Raw genomic sequence first — 14,439 nt, forward strand, 5'->3', positions numbered from 1 at the left:
GCCGATGCGGTTCAGCCGAGGGCGGGTAGCCGAAGCGCCACCACAGCGAGCTGCGCCAGGTTGTCGGAGAGGGCCGTGGTGGAGGCCTCGTACACGTCGATCGCCACCCGCGGCCAGAAGCCGATCACCAGGGTTGGCACCAGCAGGGTGAGGCCGATCACCAGCTCGCGGGGTTTCATATCGCCCAGCACGGCCAGGGCCGGAATGCGGGGCCCGAAGAACACCCGGCGGCAGAGGCTGAGCAGATAAACGGGCGTCAGCACCACACCGATGGCGGCCAGCACCACGGCGATCACGCGGAAGCCCACGGTGAAGTCGGCGTTGCTGGTGAGGCCGAGGAACACGGTGATCTCGCTCACGAAGCCGCTCATGCCCGGCAGGGCCAGGGAGGCCAGGGAGCTGGCCAGGAAGAAGGCGAAGGTGATCGGCAGCACCTTGGCCAGGCCGCCCATGTTGGGGATGGAGAGGGTTTTGGTCCGCTCATAAAACACACCGGTCACGAAGAACATCGCCGCCGCGATCAGGCCGTGGCTGATCATCTGCAGCATTGCGCCGCTCATGCCGAGGCTGTCGATGGCGCCGATGCCCAGCAGCACGAAGCCCATGTGGCTCACAGAGCTGCAGGCGATCCGCCGCTTCACGTTGTCTTGGGCGAAGGCGTTGAGGGCGCCGTACACGATGTTCACGATGCCGAGCACCACCAGGGCGGGCGCCAGCACCAGATGCGCCTCAGGCAACATCTGCACGTTGAAGCGCAGCAGGGCGTAGCCGCCCATCTTGAGGAGCACCCCCGCCAGCAGCATCGACACAGGAGCGTTGGCTTCACCGTGGGCGTCGGGCAGCCAGGTGTGCAGCGGGAACATCGGCAGCTTCACACCGAAGCCCACCAGGAAGCCCAAATAGCAGAGCAGGCCGAAGGTGCCGCCCGGTGAGCGGGCGATCAGCTCGCTGAGGTTGAGCGTGAAGGGCCCATTCAGGGCCAGGGCCAGACCGCTCACCAGGATCAGCAGCGAGGCCGTGGCGGTATAGAGGATGAACTTGGTGGCGGCGTACTGGCGCTGTTGGCCGCCCCAGATGGCGATCAGCAGGTAAACGGGAACCAGTTCCAGTTCCCACGCCAGGAAGAACAGCAGGAAGTCCTGGGAGAGGAACACCATCGCCTGGGCCGAGGCCTGCACCAGCAGCAGGGCGAAGTAGAGGCGCGTTTTCTTCTGGATGTTCCAGCTGGCGGCCACCGACAGGAGCGTGACCAGGCCAGAGAGCACCACCAGCGGTGCGGAGAGGCCATCGGTGGCCAGCGACCACTCCAGCCCGATCGCCGGCACCCAAGCGAAGCGCTCCACTAGCTGCAGGCCGGCGATGGAGCCGTCGTAGTGCTGGCTGAACACGAAGAGCATCAGGCCCAGATCCACCAGCAAGGTGATCAGGGCAATGGTGCGGGGCAGCTTTGGATCGGTGCCGTCACCGGGCAGCACCATCAGCAGCGGTGCCACCGCAACGGGCAGCAGGGTGATCAGGCTCAGCCAGGGAAAACTGGTGGGAGCGGCCAGCAGACCTTCTGCCACGGCGGCATCCCCGAAGGCCGAGCTGGCAAGCCCGGAGGACGCGGCCAAGAGGGGCAAAAAGGCGTCCATGAAGACCTCATCGCATTGATGGCTGCTCCTGTCCGAGGATCAGGCCATGAGAGGAGTGAATCTAACAGCTGGGTATTTCTACTTAGGCCGTTTGGGGCTTGGCTTTTGGGCCTCTGGTGAGGCCCATCAGGGGCTGGTGGTGTCGCGGTCGGGGATGGTGTTCCAGCGGCTGCCAGCCTGCTGCAGCTGAAGAACTTCAGCGCGCGAGGCCACACCTTCGCTTTCCCAGGCCCGCACCATCGCCCGTCGCACGGCGCCGGCCTGATCACGATTGGCCAGCGCGAGAATGCTCGGGCCAGCGCCGCTAATCACGCAGCCCCAGGCGCCCGCCTGCAGGGCGGCTTCGCGCACCTGACGCCCACCCTGGATCAGGCCCCAGCGATAGGGCTCATGGATGCGGTCGTGCATGCCATCGGCGATCAGGTCGCCGTTGCCCGTGCGCAGCCCCTGCAGCAGCAGCGTCAGCGAGCCCAGGTTGGTCACCGCATCCGCGATCGAAATCGCCTTCGGCATCACTCGCCGCGCTTCGCTTGTGGAAAGGCGGATCGAGGGGATGGCCACCACCGCCAGCACCTCGGGCGACCACTCGCAGCGCACCACCCGCCAGCGGTGGGAGGCCGCCTTGGCGGTCATGCAGAGACCACCCAGCAGCGAGGGCACCACGTTGTCGGGGTGGCCCTCAATATCAATGGCCAGCTCGAGCAGTTTTTCGCGGCTGAGGGGCTCGCCAATCAGGGCGTTCGCGCCCATCAATCCGGCCACGATCGCCGTGGCACTGCTGCCCAGCCCCCGGGCCGGGGGCACCGCCAGCCGCACCCGCGCTTCGATGGCGATCGGCTGCTCGCCCGCTTCTTTCCACACCCGCTGGGCGGCGCGGTACACGAGGTTGTCGGGGCCGCCCCGCAGGTGAGAGCCCTCGCTCCCTTCAATCACCAGCTCGAAGCGCTCGCCATCGCCTTCGATGCAGCGCATCTCAAAGCGATTGTTGAGATCCAGGGCGGCCCCCAGACAGTCAAAGCCGGGGCCCAGGTTGGCTGTCGTGGCGGGAACATCCACCACAACCCCCTGGCCGATGCGGGGGCGGACCATACGGTCGGTTCTGCTGGGGCCAGTGTCCCACTCAGCCCATCAGCATCCGGGCGCGGCAGGCGGCACTGAACAGCCCGGCCTCCGGATCGGTCAGGGCCAGCACCGGCACCTGCTCGAGCACCGTGCTGAGGCGTCCTTTCTGCAGCAGTGGGCCCAGAAACGCGGGGGATTGCAGTTCCTCCAGCAGTTTTCCCGCTGTGCCGCCGCCCACCCACAGGCCCCCGCTGCAAAGGGTTTGCAGGGCCAGGTCACCGGCGGTGCTGCCGTAGGCGCCCAGCCAGAGATCCATGGCGCGGCGGGCCAGGGGATCACCGGCCGCCGCTGCCGTGGCGGTGGCCGCGGGGCGCTCGGTGCTGTCCACCCTGGCCAGGGGATGGCCTTCGGCTGAGGGGTCTGTGGCCAGCAGCCACCGCATGACATCTCCCAGACCCGTGCCGCTCACGACCCGCTCGATCGACACCCGTTCGATCTGCAGATCCTGCTTGAGCCAGCCTTTCAGCTGCCATTCCGCCTCGTTGCGCGGCGCGAATTCGGCGTGGGAGGCCTCACTGGCCATGGCTTGCAGCCCCTGGGCCGTGGGCACACCGATCGCCACCCCCAATCCGGTGCCAGCGCCAAGAATGGCGACTGGCGCCTGGGGATCACTGCCCCCTGCTGCGGGCTTCAGCAGGCAGTGTTGATCGGCCTGCACGTGGGGCAGGCCATAAATCAGCACGGCGAAATCGTTCACCAGATCCACCTGCTCCAGCCCGCAGCGATGGGCTAGGGCTGTCTGCTCCAGCTGCCAGGGAAGGTTGGTGAGCTTCACGCGGCCCTGCCGCACGGGCCCAGCAACGGCGAAGCAGGCATGGCTCGGCCGGCTTGACGCCGGTTCGGCGGCCAGAAAGTGATTCACCAGGTCGCCGAAATCGGCCCAGTCCGCCGACACAAACCGCTCGGTGCGCTGCTGGCGCAGCTGGCCGCCATCCAGCGTGTAAGTCGCCAGAAGGGTTTTGGTGCCGCCGATGTCGCCGGCCAGAAGGGTGGTCATCAGCCCAGGGGCAGACCTGCACTCCGATCCTGATTGGCGCGGCTCGCTGCTGCCACCAGATCAGCCAGGGCCACACTGCCCAGATCGCCGTCACGCCGGCTGCGCAGGCTGATCTGGCCGCTTTCGGCCTCTTTGGCGCCGATCACCCCAAGCACCGGGATTTTCATCTGCTCGCCGTTGCGAATCAACTTGCCGAGGCGATCGCCGGAGTGGTCGATGCTGGCGCGCACCCCCGCGGCCTGAAGCTGGGCTGCAACGCCGGCGGCGTAATCGCGCACCTCATCGGTGACCGGCAGCAGCCTGATCTGCTCGGGCGCCAGCCAGAAGGGGAAGTCGCCGGCGTAGTTCTCGGTCATGATCCCGAAGAACCGCTCCAGCGAACCGAAGATGGCGCGGTGGATCATGATCGGCCGCTGCCTAGAGCCATCGGCGGCCACGTACTCCAGATCAAACCGTTCTGGAAGGTTGAAATCGAGCTGAATGGTGGAGCACTGCCACATCCGGCCGATGGCATCTTCAATTTTCAGGTCGATCTTGGGGCCGTAGAAGGCGCCGCCACCCTCATCGATTTTGTAGGCCCATCCCTTCCTATCCAGAGCCTCGATCAGGCCTTGGGTGGCCAACTCCCACACGGCGTCTTCGCCGATCGATTTCTCCGGCCGGGTGGAGAGGTTGATTTCGTAGTGGCGGAAATCGAAGGTGGAGAGGATCTGCTCGGTGAGATTCAGGATCGCAAGGATCTCGTCGGAGATCTGCTCCGGCAGGCAGAACACGTGGGCGTCGTCCTGGGTGAAGCCGCGTACGCGCATCAGGCCGTGCATCACGCCCGGGCGCTCGTAGCGGTACACCGTGCCCAGCTCAGCCCAGCGGATCGGCAGTTCCCGATAGCTGCGCAACGTGCTGGCGTAGGTGAGCACGTGGAACGGGCAGTTCATCGGCTTGAGCTGGTATTCCCGCTCGTCCACCTGCATCGGGCCAAACATGCTCTCGCTGTAGAAGTCGAGGTGGCCTGAGGTTTTCCAGAGGCTGATATCGGCCACGTGCGGCGTGTAGAGCAGCTCGTAGCCGGCGGCGAAGTGCAGTTCGCGCCAGAGGTTTTCGATCAGCAGGCGCATGCGGGCGCCGCGGGGGTGCCAGAACACCAGGCCTGCACCGGCCTCATCTTCGATCGAGAACAGATCGAGATCGGTGCCGATGCGGCGGTGGTCGCGGCGCTTGGCTTCCTCCTGGCGGCGCTTGTATTCGGCCAGCTGCTCGGGGGTTTCCCAGGCGGTGCCGTAGATGCGCTGCAGCTGGGCGTTGTTTTCATCGCCGCGCCAGTAGGCCCCGGCCACGCTTTCGAGCTCGAAGGCTTTGGCGTTGAGCTCACTGGTGTTGGCCACGTGCGGGCCTGCGCAGAGATCCCACCACTCCTCACCGAGGGTGTAGAGCGTGATCGGCTCCTGGATCCCCACCAGGATTTCCAGCTTGTAGGGCTCGTTCTGGGCCTTGATCTTGGCCTCCGCCTCAGCGCGGCTCACCTCGAGGCGCTCGAGCGGCAGCTTCTTATTGATGATCTTGATCATCTCCTTCTTGATGGCCTTGAGATCGGCCTCGGTGAAGGGATCGGGGCTGTCGAAGTCGTAGTAGAAGCCGTTTTCGGTCCATGGACCGATCGTCACCTGCGCCTTCGGAAACAGGCGCTGTACTGCCATGGCCATCACGTGGCTCATCGAGTGGCGGATGCGCAGCAGCTGGTCGCTTTCGCTGGTTTTTGGCAGCTGCAGCGCAGGGGCTTCTGTGGTGGCCGTGGTGGTTGCGACGCTGCCGGAGGAACGGGTTGCGGCAGGGCGGGTCGCGGTCACGGCTGTGGGGTAGCAACCCTGATCCTACGCAGGGGATTTGGGCCGATTCCTACGCTGCGCCGTGATGGACTCCTCCTTGCCGCCTCCCCCCGCTCAGCCACCTGGGCCCGATCCGGATGCAGAGCCGGCTCAGTTGCTGGATCAGCTGCTGCAGTCGTTGTTCGACGACTTCTGCTTTTGGTTTCAGCGTGGGTTGGTGTTGCTGGAGCTCACACCCGATCACCTGCTGCCTGCCGCTGAGCAGCAGTCGCTGCGCCTCAAGCTCGAGGAAGCGCTGCAGGCCATCGCGGCCACCCGCGCCCTGCGGGCGGCCTGCACCACGCCGATGGCTGTGGATATGGATGCCATGGCCCCCTGGCATCGCCTGATGATGCGGGTGTGGAACCTGTCGTCGATGTTGCGCATCGCCGGGGTGGCCTTGCCCCCCGATGGACGGGGCGACACCGAGCCTCAGGCCTGATCGGCCAGGGCTTTGAGGTTGCTGCTGTAAAAGCGCTGCAGTTCATCAGCTTGTTTCACCGGCTGCCCATAGGCGCTGCGTCCGGCGAGGGTGGGGAATGAGGCCCATTCCCGCGCCAGCACAGCCATGGCTTCCCGGGTGAGTCCCTGGTCGTCGATGTGCTCGAGCATCCCGCGGCGGTCAACCAGATAGAGGGCCGCCTGGTCCTGGTTGTCCGGATCAAAGCTCGCCAGTTGCAACTTGCTCGCGGCCTCGCTCCAGGTGGTGGGCAGGAATTGGTAAGCGCCGGCCGCAGCACTCGTGTAGCGCTTCACCACCACGATCTCCGGATGCCGTTCCAGGCTCTCGAAGCGTCCGCCCCCGTACAGCGTGCGGTAGCCGGCAGGGCCCTGCTTCCAGGTGCCCTCCGCGTAGCGAATCGTGTTGAGCAGGGCGCGCCGTTGCGGCGTGATGGCGTAAGTGGCCGTGCTGTTGGCGGCGGCGCTGCTCACCTCGGCGGCCTGCTGGCGTCCCTGGGAGGGGGCCACCAGGGGCCCTGCGGCTAGGAGCAAGAGCCCCAGGGCTGTGGCGACTCCGGTGGCAGGGGCCGGGCGGGAGGTGGACGGCAGATGACGACGCAAACGCAAGGGCAGCACGACAAGGTCTGACGAGCCTGGAGCTGCGGAGGGGGGTGGCACGAGAGCCGCTCAACCGGTCTGGACAAACGAGACGCAGATGTGCTTTAAGCGGAGTCGCGCCCTTGAGACGCGGCTGCGACTGCCGAGATGGGGTTGTGCCGGTTGCGGCGCCGTCAGCGGGAACGATCAGGCGCCTTTATCTTTTCTTTGGGATTGATCACCCTGGAGGCGGGCTTCAGGGGCGCGGGAGGAAGCCCAGGGCTTGGCGCGTGCGCTCCAGGGTGGCTTCTGCCACCGCGTTGGCGCGCTCGCTGCCCTGCTGCAGCACCCGATCCAGCTCTGCTGCATCGCTGCTCAGGGCGGCGTAGCGCTCCTGGATGGGGCGCAAGGCTTCCACCAGTGTTTCGGCGAGCAGGGGCTTGAACTGTCCCCAGCCCATGGAGGCGCATTCCGCGGCGGCAGCCTCGCGGCCTTTGCCGCTCAGCAGGGCGTAGAGACCCAGCAGGTTGTCGGTTTCGGGCCGCTCGGGGTTTCCGAATTCCAGCCCCATGATCGGATCGGTTTTGGCCCGCTTCACCTTTTTGGTGATCAGCTCTGGCGGGTCGAGCAGGTTGATGCGCGAGCCCTCGTTGGGATCGCTCTTGCTCATCTTGCTGCGGCCATCGGTGAGGCTCATCACCCGCGCCCCCTCTTTCAGAATCAGGGGTTCGGGCACCTTCAGCACAGGGATCGGTTCGCCTTCAGCATCCTTCGGGGCGAAGCGGGCGTTGATCCGTTGCTGGGCGATGTCACGGGCCAGCTCCAGATGTTGCTTCTGGTCTTCGCCCACCGGCACCAGGTCGGCGTCATACAAAAGGATGTCGGCGGCCATCAACACCGGGTAATCCAGCAGGCCCACCGACACCTGGTCGCCCTGCTTCACCGCTTTCTCCTTGAACTGAATCATCCGCTCCAGCCAGTTGAGCGGAGTGACGCAGTTCAGCAGCCAGCAGAGTTCGCTGTGGGCCGGCACATGGCTCTGCACGAACACCGTGGCCTTCGCGGGATCAATGCCGCAGGCCAGATAAAGGGCTGCCGTACTGCGGGTATCGGCCGCCAGTTGCTCCGGGTTGTGGGGAACCGTGATTGCATGCAGGTCCACCACACAAAAGAACGTGTCGTGGCTGTCCTGCAGGTCCACCCAGTTGCGGATGGCGCCGAGCCAGTTGCCCAGGTGCAGTGATCCGGTGGGTTGAACCCCTGAGAGAACCCGGGCCCTTGGCATCGGTGGTGTCTGGCGAGTCGCCGGATTCTGCCTGGAGACCGATCCGGCGAACCCGCCCTTGGCAATCAGGCTTCAGCCTCGGTGGCGCCAGCTTCAGGGGCCACATCGGCGGGCTCCTCGGCTTCGGCAACCACCTCCGGTGCCGCTGTCACGGGCTTGGCCGGGCGGGCGAAGGGGTTCGGGCGGTTGGAGGCCGGGCGCTCGCCGCGCTCAGGGCGGGGGCCACGGCGCTCGCCGCCGGGGCGGCCACCACCGCTGGCCCGGTGCTGGGCCACCACCTCATCGAGCTTGCCCTCGTCGAGCAGCTGGGCCACCGTGCGGATGGACAGGCCCAGGGCCGCCACCGTGGAGCGCAGGCCAAAGGCTTCCTGCACGGCACGGGCGGCACGCATTTCGTTGTCGCTCAGGCGGATGCGGAAGCCGCCGGCTTCACGACCGCCACCATCGCGGGATCCACCACCCTGACGGGGACCACGGTCACCGCGGAAGCGGTCGTTCGAGCTGGGTTGGAAATCGCCGTCGGCCATGGCGGCACACCTGCATGATCAGGCGCAAGTGTGCCCTATGGCTGGTGGTCAGGGCCAGCACCACTCCAGCCGGTGGTGTTCTGGGTTGCCGTGGCGCGCCAGCACCAGCAGCGGAACCGGATTGGGGCCTTCGGCTTCGATCAACTGGCGGTAGCGCTCCAGCAGATGCAGGTAGGCGCTGAGGGTCCAGCCGTGGTGCCCCCGCTCCTGGGCTTCCCAGAAGCGCCTGAGGGCCTGGCTGCAGCTGTGGCGCCCGAATTCGTCCCAACACAGCTCCTGGGCTTCCAGATGGTCCACCCCCTGCTGGCGCAGCTCCCGGAAGCGCACCAGTTCCGGCGCGTCGCCGCTGCTGTCGGGTGGCAACACCTGAGCAAGGTCTTCTACACGCACCCGCTGCAGCTGCAGCCAGCAGCGATCAAGCAGCAGCACCGGCAGGGCGCCATGCCAGCGCCTCTGCTGTTGCTGCACGCCGAGCAGCTCGCTCAGCTGGCGCTGCAGCCGCGGTGTCAACGCGTTGACCCGTTCAGCCATGGGCGCCGCGGAAGGTGATGTCGGCGATGGCGTACTCGCGCGGCTCGAGATGAATGGTGCATCGCACCGGGCCAAAGCGGGCTTCGAGATGTTCTTCCACCAGTTCGGTGATGCGGTGGGCGGTCGGCAGATCGTTGGCATCCACCACCATGTGCAACTCAATGAACACCCGCTGACCCAGCACGCCGCGGCTGGCGATGTCGTGCACGTTGAGCACGCCGGGCACCGTCATCGCCACTTCATGGATGGCTTCTGGAGCGATGGCGATCTGGTCCACCAACCAGGGCAGGTTGCTGGAGAGCACCTGCCAGCAGGCGCGCACCAGCAGCACACAGAGCGGCACCGCCATGGCCACATCCAGCCAGGTCACGCCGAGCAGCAGCACACCCGCCAAGCCGAGCAGCACCACCACCGTTGTCCAGATGTCGCTGGTGGTGTGTTTGGCATCTGCCAGCAGCAGCTGGCTGCCCAGTCGCCGGCCTTCGCTGCGCTCGTAACCGGCCAGCAACAGGTTGCAGCCCAGCACGATCAACAAGAGCAGCAGGTCTTGTCCATCCAATCGAAGGGGCGGCAGGCCTGCGGCGATGCGCTCCACCGAGGTTTTGAGAATTTCGAAGGCGGTGAACAGGATGAAGCCAGCAATGGCCAAGGCCCCTAGCCCTTCGTATTTGTCGTGGCCGTAGGGATGGTCGCGATCCGGCTTGGGATCGGAGAGCCCATTGGTGATCAGGCCCAGCAGGCTGCTCAGGCCGTCGGTGGCGCTGTGCATGGCATCAGCCAGCACCGCCAGGGAGCCGCTGAGCAGGCCGATCACCAGTTTCAGCAAGGTCATCGACACATTCACCGCCAGGGCGATGAGCAGCACCCGCTGCACCCCTCGGCGGTTGTCATCCCGCTGCAGCGCCGAGCCTGATGGCGCTCCGCCCGTGCTGGCGACTCCCATGGCCCGGCAGGCTGGCAACAGTGACACCAAGGTATTGGGTCTGGGCAGTGCACACCAGCTGAGCTAAAGAGAACCGGCGCATCCGCTGGACCCTGCAGCCGTTGATCTCGCCACCGGCCCCCTCTGCCTCCCCCTCGTTGGTCTCTGCGGCGTTGCTCCAGCCGTTGCGCCGCTTCTGGCCGCTGGCGGCCGGTTTGGGCGGTGGTGTGATCCTGTTGGAGAGCAGCCGCGGCACCCTCTCCTCGCTGATCAGCCTCAGTGCTGCAGCCGCTGGACTGTGGCTGCTCAGCGGTCGCTTACGGCCATCTGGCCGGGCCCTGCCCACCAGCGTGGAGGGATGGCTCGAGCGTTGCCAGGCCGTGTTGGAGAGTTTTGAGCGGCTCGAGCTGGAGAGCGATCCGCTGGCGCAGCAGCAGCGCCGGGACCAGCTGGAGCAGTGGCGTGAGCGCCAGGCCGACCCCCACCTGCACTTGGCGCTCGTGGGCAGCGGTGGCTGGAGCGAGGCGCTGCAGGTGCAGCTGCTCCAGCACTGCCCTTCGCCGGTGCCCCTGCGGGTGCTGCGCAGTCAGCCCCTCCCTCCGGCCAGTGCGCAGTGGCAGTGGCCCGAGGCGTTCCGCCGCTGCGATCTGGTGGTGTATCGCCTGGCCCTGCCGCTGTCGGCGGCGGACCTGCGTTGGCTCGAGGCGTTGCCCCAGGGCCAGCAGGTGCTGCTGTTGGTGGATCGGCCGGCTGGCGATTGGGGGCTGGCCTTGCATCAGCTCCAGCGCCAGCTCCCCAGCCACCTCAATGAGCAGTGCTGGCCCTGGTCGCCCGAGGCGATCGACACCTGCGCCCGTGATCTGCAACCACTCGCCGCTGCCGTGGCGGCTCTGGGCCCGGAGCGGTTGCGGCAGACCCAGCAGCGTTGTTTGGAAGACCTGCACAGCAGCTGGCAGGTGGCGCTGGAAACGCTGCGGCGCCGCCATTGGCAGCAGCTGGTGCAGCGCACCCAGTGGACAGTGGCCGCCGGGGTGGTGGTCGCCCCGCTTCCGAGCCTGGATCTGCTGGTGCTCGCTGCGGCCAATGGCCTGATGCTGCAGGAGATGGCTCGGTTGTGGGATTGCCCCTGGTCGCTGGAGCAACTGCAGGCCGCCGCGTTGCATCTGGCCAAGGCCTGTTTGGCCTTGGGGGTGGTGGAGTGGAGCAGCCAGGCCTTGGCTGCTCTCGTGAAGTTGCACGGAGCCACCTGGCTGGTGGGTGGCGCCCTGCAGGCCCTCAGCGCTGCCTATCTCACCCGTGTGGTGGGGCGCGCCATGGCCGACTACATGGCCCTGGCGGCCGGGGTGCCGGAGGCCGAGTTGGAGCGGCTGTTGCAGCAGCAGGCGCCGGTGTTGGTGGCCCGAGCAGCCGAGGAGGAAAAACTCGATTGGACAGGTTTCCTCCAACAGGCGCAGCAGTGGCTGCAACAGAGCGGCACCCAAGCAACTCACACAACTTCATGAAGGCTTCATGAACTGCTTCATGAAGTTGTGTGAGTTGCTTTGAACTTAATTTTTGCTTCCGGGAATCTTTTTCTGAGCTCCGTAGCGTGGCCGTGCCACATCTGTGGCACACGCTCTCTTCGGCTCGTAAGAGTCAGCTGATTCATGACCACTGCCCTTCGCAGCGGCCGCTCCAGCTCCTGGTCACAATTCTGTGAGTGGGTCACCAGCACCGACAACCGCATTTATGTGGGTTGGTTCGGTGTGCTGATGATTCCCTGCCTGCTGTCGGCCACCATCTGTTTCATCGTTGCCTTCATCGCCGCTCCGCCGGTGGACATCGATGGCATTCGTGAGCCCGTTGCCGGCTCGTTCATCTACGGCAACAACATCATTTCCGGCGCTGTGATCCCCAGCAGCAATGCCATCGGCCTGCACTTCTATCCCATCTGGGAAGCGGCTTCTCTCGATGAGTGGCTGTACAACGGCGGCCCCTACCAGCTGGTGGTGTTCCACTTCCTGCTGGGCATCTCCTGCTACATGGGTCGTCAGTGGGAGCTCTCCTACCGCCTGGGCATGCGCCCCTGGATCTGTGTGGCCTACAGCGCTCCGCTGTCGGCTGCCTTTGCGGTGTTCCTGATCTATCCCTTCGGTCAGGGCTCCTTCTCCGATGGCATGCCCCTCGGCATCAGCGGCACCTTCAATTTCATGTTGGTGTTCCAGGCTGAGCACAACATCCTGATGCACCCGTTCCACATGCTGGGTGTGGCCGGTGTGTTCGGCGGCAGCCTGTTCTCCGCCATGCATGGTTCGCTGGTGACCTCCTCCCTGGTGCGTGAAACCACCGAAACGGAGAGCCAGAACTACGGCTACAAGTTCGGCCAAGAGGAAGAGACCTACAACATCGTGGCTGCCCACGGTTACTTCGGTCGCCTGATCTTCCAATACGCCAGCTTCAACAACAGCCGCAGCCTGCATTTCTTCCTGGGTGCCTGGCCTGTGGTGGGCATCTGGTTCACCTCCATGGGCGTGAGCACCATGGCGTTCAACCTGAACGGCTTCAACTTCAACCAGTCAGTCCTGGATTCCCAGGGCAAGGTGGTCAACACCTGGGCTGACGTGCTCAACCGCGCCAACCTGGGCATGGAAGTGATGCACGAGCGCAACGCTCACAACTTCCCGCTGGATCTGGCTGCCACCCAGTCGATCCCCGTGGCTCTCACCGCTCCGGCGATCGGTTGATCCAGTTCCGGCTCGGGCCGATGGCCCGGCTGTTGTGCCCCCGCTGCGGCGGGGGTTTTTTAATGCCTCGATGCCCGACGCCCCTTCCCTCGACAATCCCTGCCTGGTGGACGGGCCGGATGCGGCTCCCGCCACGCTGCTGCTTGCCCATGGCGCTGGCGCGCCCATGGACAGCCCCTTCTTGCAGACCATCGCCACCGGCTTGGCCGAGCGGGGCTGGCAGGTGCTGCGCTTTGAATTTCCCTATATGGCCCAGGCTCGCCGCCTCGGCCAGCGCCGCGCTCCCGACAGGCAACCCGTTCTGCTGCAGAGCTGGCGCGATCAGGTGGCTCGTGCGGCGGACCATGGACCCCTGTTCATCGGCGGTAAATCCATGGGCGGGCGCATGGCCAGCCTGGTGCTCGATGAGCTGGCGGCGGCGAATCCGGTGTTGGCTTGCCTGTGCTTTGGCTATCCCTTTCATCCCCCGGGGAAGCCAGATGCGCTCCGGATCGAGCATCTGCAAACCCTGCGGCATCCCTGCCTGGTGCTGCAGGGGGAGCGCGACACCTTTGGGCGACGCGCGGAGGTGGAGGCTTATGCGTTGAGCCCAGCCGTTCAAGTGCAGTGGATCGCCGATGGCGACCACAGCTTTAAACCCACGAAGCGCTCTGGTTTCAGCGAGAGCGGCAATCTGCAGCAGGCCATCGCTGCCGCCGATCAGTTCATGACTTCGTGTTGTCGAGATCGCTCGGGCGGCTGAGCACGAACAGCACGCCGCCGGTAAGGGCCAGGCCAATCAGCACCATGGCGGTGATCGCGGTGCTGTAGTCGGTCTGCATGGCGGCGTAACGAAGTGTTAATGCAGCCTAGGCGACTTGCGGGAAGGCCTCCAGCGCGTTGGCCAGGCTGATGGGCTGCAGGTCAGCCGAGCTGGTCACTTCAATGATCCGGCCGATCGAGGCCGGCGTGGCCAGCGCCTCCACGCAGCAGCGCGCCACCAGTCGCCGCGGAATCGAGGCGCTGTCCTGCTGGTCCGCTGGGCTGTAGCGAATGCCCTCCTGCTCCAGATCCGCCTCCCGTTCGGATAGGCCTCCGGGTCGGATCACAGTCCAATCCAGCCCGCTGCGCTCAAGGCTGCGCTCCCCCACCCGCTTCCACACCAGGATCAAGCCGAACAGGTTGAGCGGATGGCGCCAGCGGCCTGCACACAGGGAGCTCACCAGCACCACCCGCCGGATGCCCAGGCGCTGGCAGCTCTCCACTTGATGCTGCACGCCCCAGGCATCCACCCGCATCGGCCCGCTGAGATCCACCGAGGGTCGAGCACCCGTGGCGATCACCAAGCCGTGGCAGCCCTGAAGAGCTGCATCGAGAGCTGTTCGATCGCTCAAGCGCAGCCGAACCACCGGACAATCCCGCAGTGCTTCCGGCACCTGCGAGTGCTCCTGCAGCAGCAACCGCGGTTGATCCCCAGCGCGCAGTAGCTCCTCGGCAATGCGCCATCCGGTTTTGCCCGAGGCTCCACTCACGGCAATCGTGCGAGACATGGCGGCCAGATGGCGTGCAATAGGAAGGCAGTATCGCGGCTCGGTATGAACCGTTGGCATCCCCATGAGCCCGACGACGGCGACTGGCCCGTGGATCGGGGACGGCCCCTGGGGCTTCGCCTGTTGGCGTTGCTGGGGGCCTTCTCGTTTGTGATGCTTGGGCTCAGCAGCTTGGCGCCGTTGCTGCACCCGCCCCAACGCCGCCCACCGGCCCTGCCAGAGCCGCCATCAGTGGGTCTGTTGCGTTGGCTGGGGAGACCCGCGTGAGC

15 protein-coding genes are annotated in these 14,439 nt (G+C 65.9%); 5 read left to right on the forward strand and 10 right to left on the reverse strand.

Annotated elements, in window-relative coordinates:
* Positions 1-11: 11 nt before the first annotated feature.
* The 4 genes from KUL97_RS02565 to thrS all read right to left on the reverse strand — a co-directional run bounded on the left by KUL97_RS02565 (position 12) and on the right by thrS (position 5,465).
* Positions 12-1,634 (reverse strand): NAD(P)H-quinone oxidoreductase subunit 4, encoded by a 1,623-nt coding sequence (locus KUL97_RS02565; RefSeq protein WP_217795398.1) that lies wholly within the window; start codon positions 1,632-1,634, stop codon positions 12-14.
* Positions 1,635-1,760: 126 nt separating this feature from the next.
* Positions 1,761-2,723 (reverse strand): homoserine kinase, encoded by a 963-nt coding sequence (thrB, locus tag KUL97_RS02570; RefSeq protein WP_217795399.1) that lies wholly within the window; start codon positions 2,721-2,723, stop codon positions 1,761-1,763.
* A gap of 31 nt (positions 2,724-2,754) precedes the next feature.
* Positions 2,755-3,753 carry a glucokinase gene (glk, locus tag KUL97_RS02575; protein WP_217795400.1) on the reverse strand — a complete coding sequence of 333 codons (999 nt, stop codon included), beginning with the start codon at positions 3,751-3,753 and terminating at the stop codon, positions 2,755-2,757.
* Positions 3,753-5,465: a threonine--tRNA ligase gene (thrS, locus tag KUL97_RS02580; RefSeq protein WP_254896135.1), complete on the reverse strand. Its 1,713-nt coding sequence runs from the start codon at positions 5,463-5,465 to the stop codon at positions 3,753-3,755. Before thrS ends, glk begins: the two co-directional genes overlap by 1 nt.
* Positions 5,466-5,661: 196 nt before the next feature.
* Between thrS and KUL97_RS02585 the strand changes: the two genes are divergently transcribed.
* Positions 5,662-6,057: a DUF2605 family protein gene (locus KUL97_RS02585; RefSeq protein WP_217795402.1), complete on the forward strand. Its 396-nt coding sequence runs from the start codon at positions 5,662-5,664 to the stop codon at positions 6,055-6,057.
* On the opposite strand, the gene KUL97_RS02590 is transcribed toward KUL97_RS02585, so the two are convergent.
* From KUL97_RS02590 to KUL97_RS02610, 5 genes are all read right to left on the reverse strand, one after another.
* A complete protein-coding gene (locus KUL97_RS02590; protein ID WP_368656071.1) occupies positions 6,048-6,548 on the reverse strand; it encodes a glycoside hydrolase family 104 protein in 501 nt (166 codons plus the stop codon). The two genes, KUL97_RS02585 and KUL97_RS02590, sit on opposite strands and share 10 nt — an antisense overlap.
* 361 nt (positions 6,549-6,909) lie before the next feature.
* Complete coding sequence (gene trpS, locus KUL97_RS02595) at positions 6,910-7,938, reverse strand: tryptophan--tRNA ligase (RefSeq protein WP_217795403.1); 1,029 nt, start codon at positions 7,936-7,938, stop codon at positions 6,910-6,912.
* A gap of 65 nt (positions 7,939-8,003) precedes the next feature.
* Entirely contained in the window at positions 8,004-8,465 is a 462-nt protein-coding gene (locus KUL97_RS02600; protein WP_217795404.1) for a hypothetical protein, read from the reverse strand.
* Positions 8,466-8,513: 48 nt separating this feature from the next.
* On the reverse strand, positions 8,514-8,975 hold the full coding sequence (locus tag KUL97_RS02605) for a hypothetical protein (protein ID WP_254896094.1): 462 nt from the start codon (positions 8,973-8,975) through the stop codon (positions 8,514-8,516).
* A 13-nt stretch (positions 8,976-8,988) separates the two neighbouring features.
* Positions 8,989-9,939 (reverse strand): cation diffusion facilitator family transporter, encoded by a 951-nt coding sequence (locus KUL97_RS02610; RefSeq protein WP_303246103.1) that lies wholly within the window; start codon positions 9,937-9,939, stop codon positions 8,989-8,991.
* A 152-nt stretch (positions 9,940-10,091) separates the two neighbouring features.
* Between KUL97_RS02610 and KUL97_RS02615 the strand changes: the two genes are divergently transcribed.
* The 3 genes from KUL97_RS02615 (at position 10,092) to KUL97_RS02625 (ending at position 13,383) form a co-directional block, all read left to right on the forward strand.
* On the forward strand, positions 10,092-11,420 hold the full coding sequence (locus KUL97_RS02615) for a YcjF family protein (RefSeq protein WP_217795406.1): 1,329 nt from the start codon (positions 10,092-10,094) through the stop codon (positions 11,418-11,420).
* Positions 11,421-11,564: 144 nt separating this feature from the next.
* Positions 11,565-12,641: a photosystem II q(b) protein gene (gene psbA / locus KUL97_RS02620; protein WP_010307766.1), complete on the forward strand. Its 1,077-nt coding sequence runs from the start codon at positions 11,565-11,567 to the stop codon at positions 12,639-12,641.
* A 70-nt stretch (positions 12,642-12,711) separates the two neighbouring features.
* Positions 12,712-13,383 carry an alpha/beta family hydrolase gene (locus KUL97_RS02625; protein ID WP_217795407.1) on the forward strand — a complete coding sequence of 224 codons (672 nt, stop codon included), beginning with the start codon at positions 12,712-12,714 and terminating at the stop codon, positions 13,381-13,383.
* 106 nt (positions 13,384-13,489) lie between these two features.
* Here the strand turns inward: KUL97_RS02625 and KUL97_RS02630 are convergent, their stop codons facing one another.
* Positions 13,490-14,170 (reverse strand): SDR family oxidoreductase, encoded by a 681-nt coding sequence (locus tag KUL97_RS02630; RefSeq protein WP_217795408.1) that lies wholly within the window; start codon positions 14,168-14,170, stop codon positions 13,490-13,492.
* Positions 14,171-14,215: 45 nt separating this feature from the next.
* On the opposite strand from KUL97_RS02630, the gene KUL97_RS02635 reads away from it, so the two are divergent.
* Positions 14,216-14,437, forward strand: coding sequence for a hypothetical protein (locus KUL97_RS02635; RefSeq protein WP_217795409.1), 222 nt, complete (start codon positions 14,216-14,218; stop codon positions 14,435-14,437).
* The last annotated feature ends 2 nt before the right edge of the window (positions 14,438-14,439 follow it).

Source organism: Synechococcus sp. HK05 (assembly GCF_019104765.1).
Taxonomy (GTDB): domain Bacteria; phylum Cyanobacteriota; class Cyanobacteriia; order PCC-6307; family Cyanobiaceae; genus Vulcanococcus.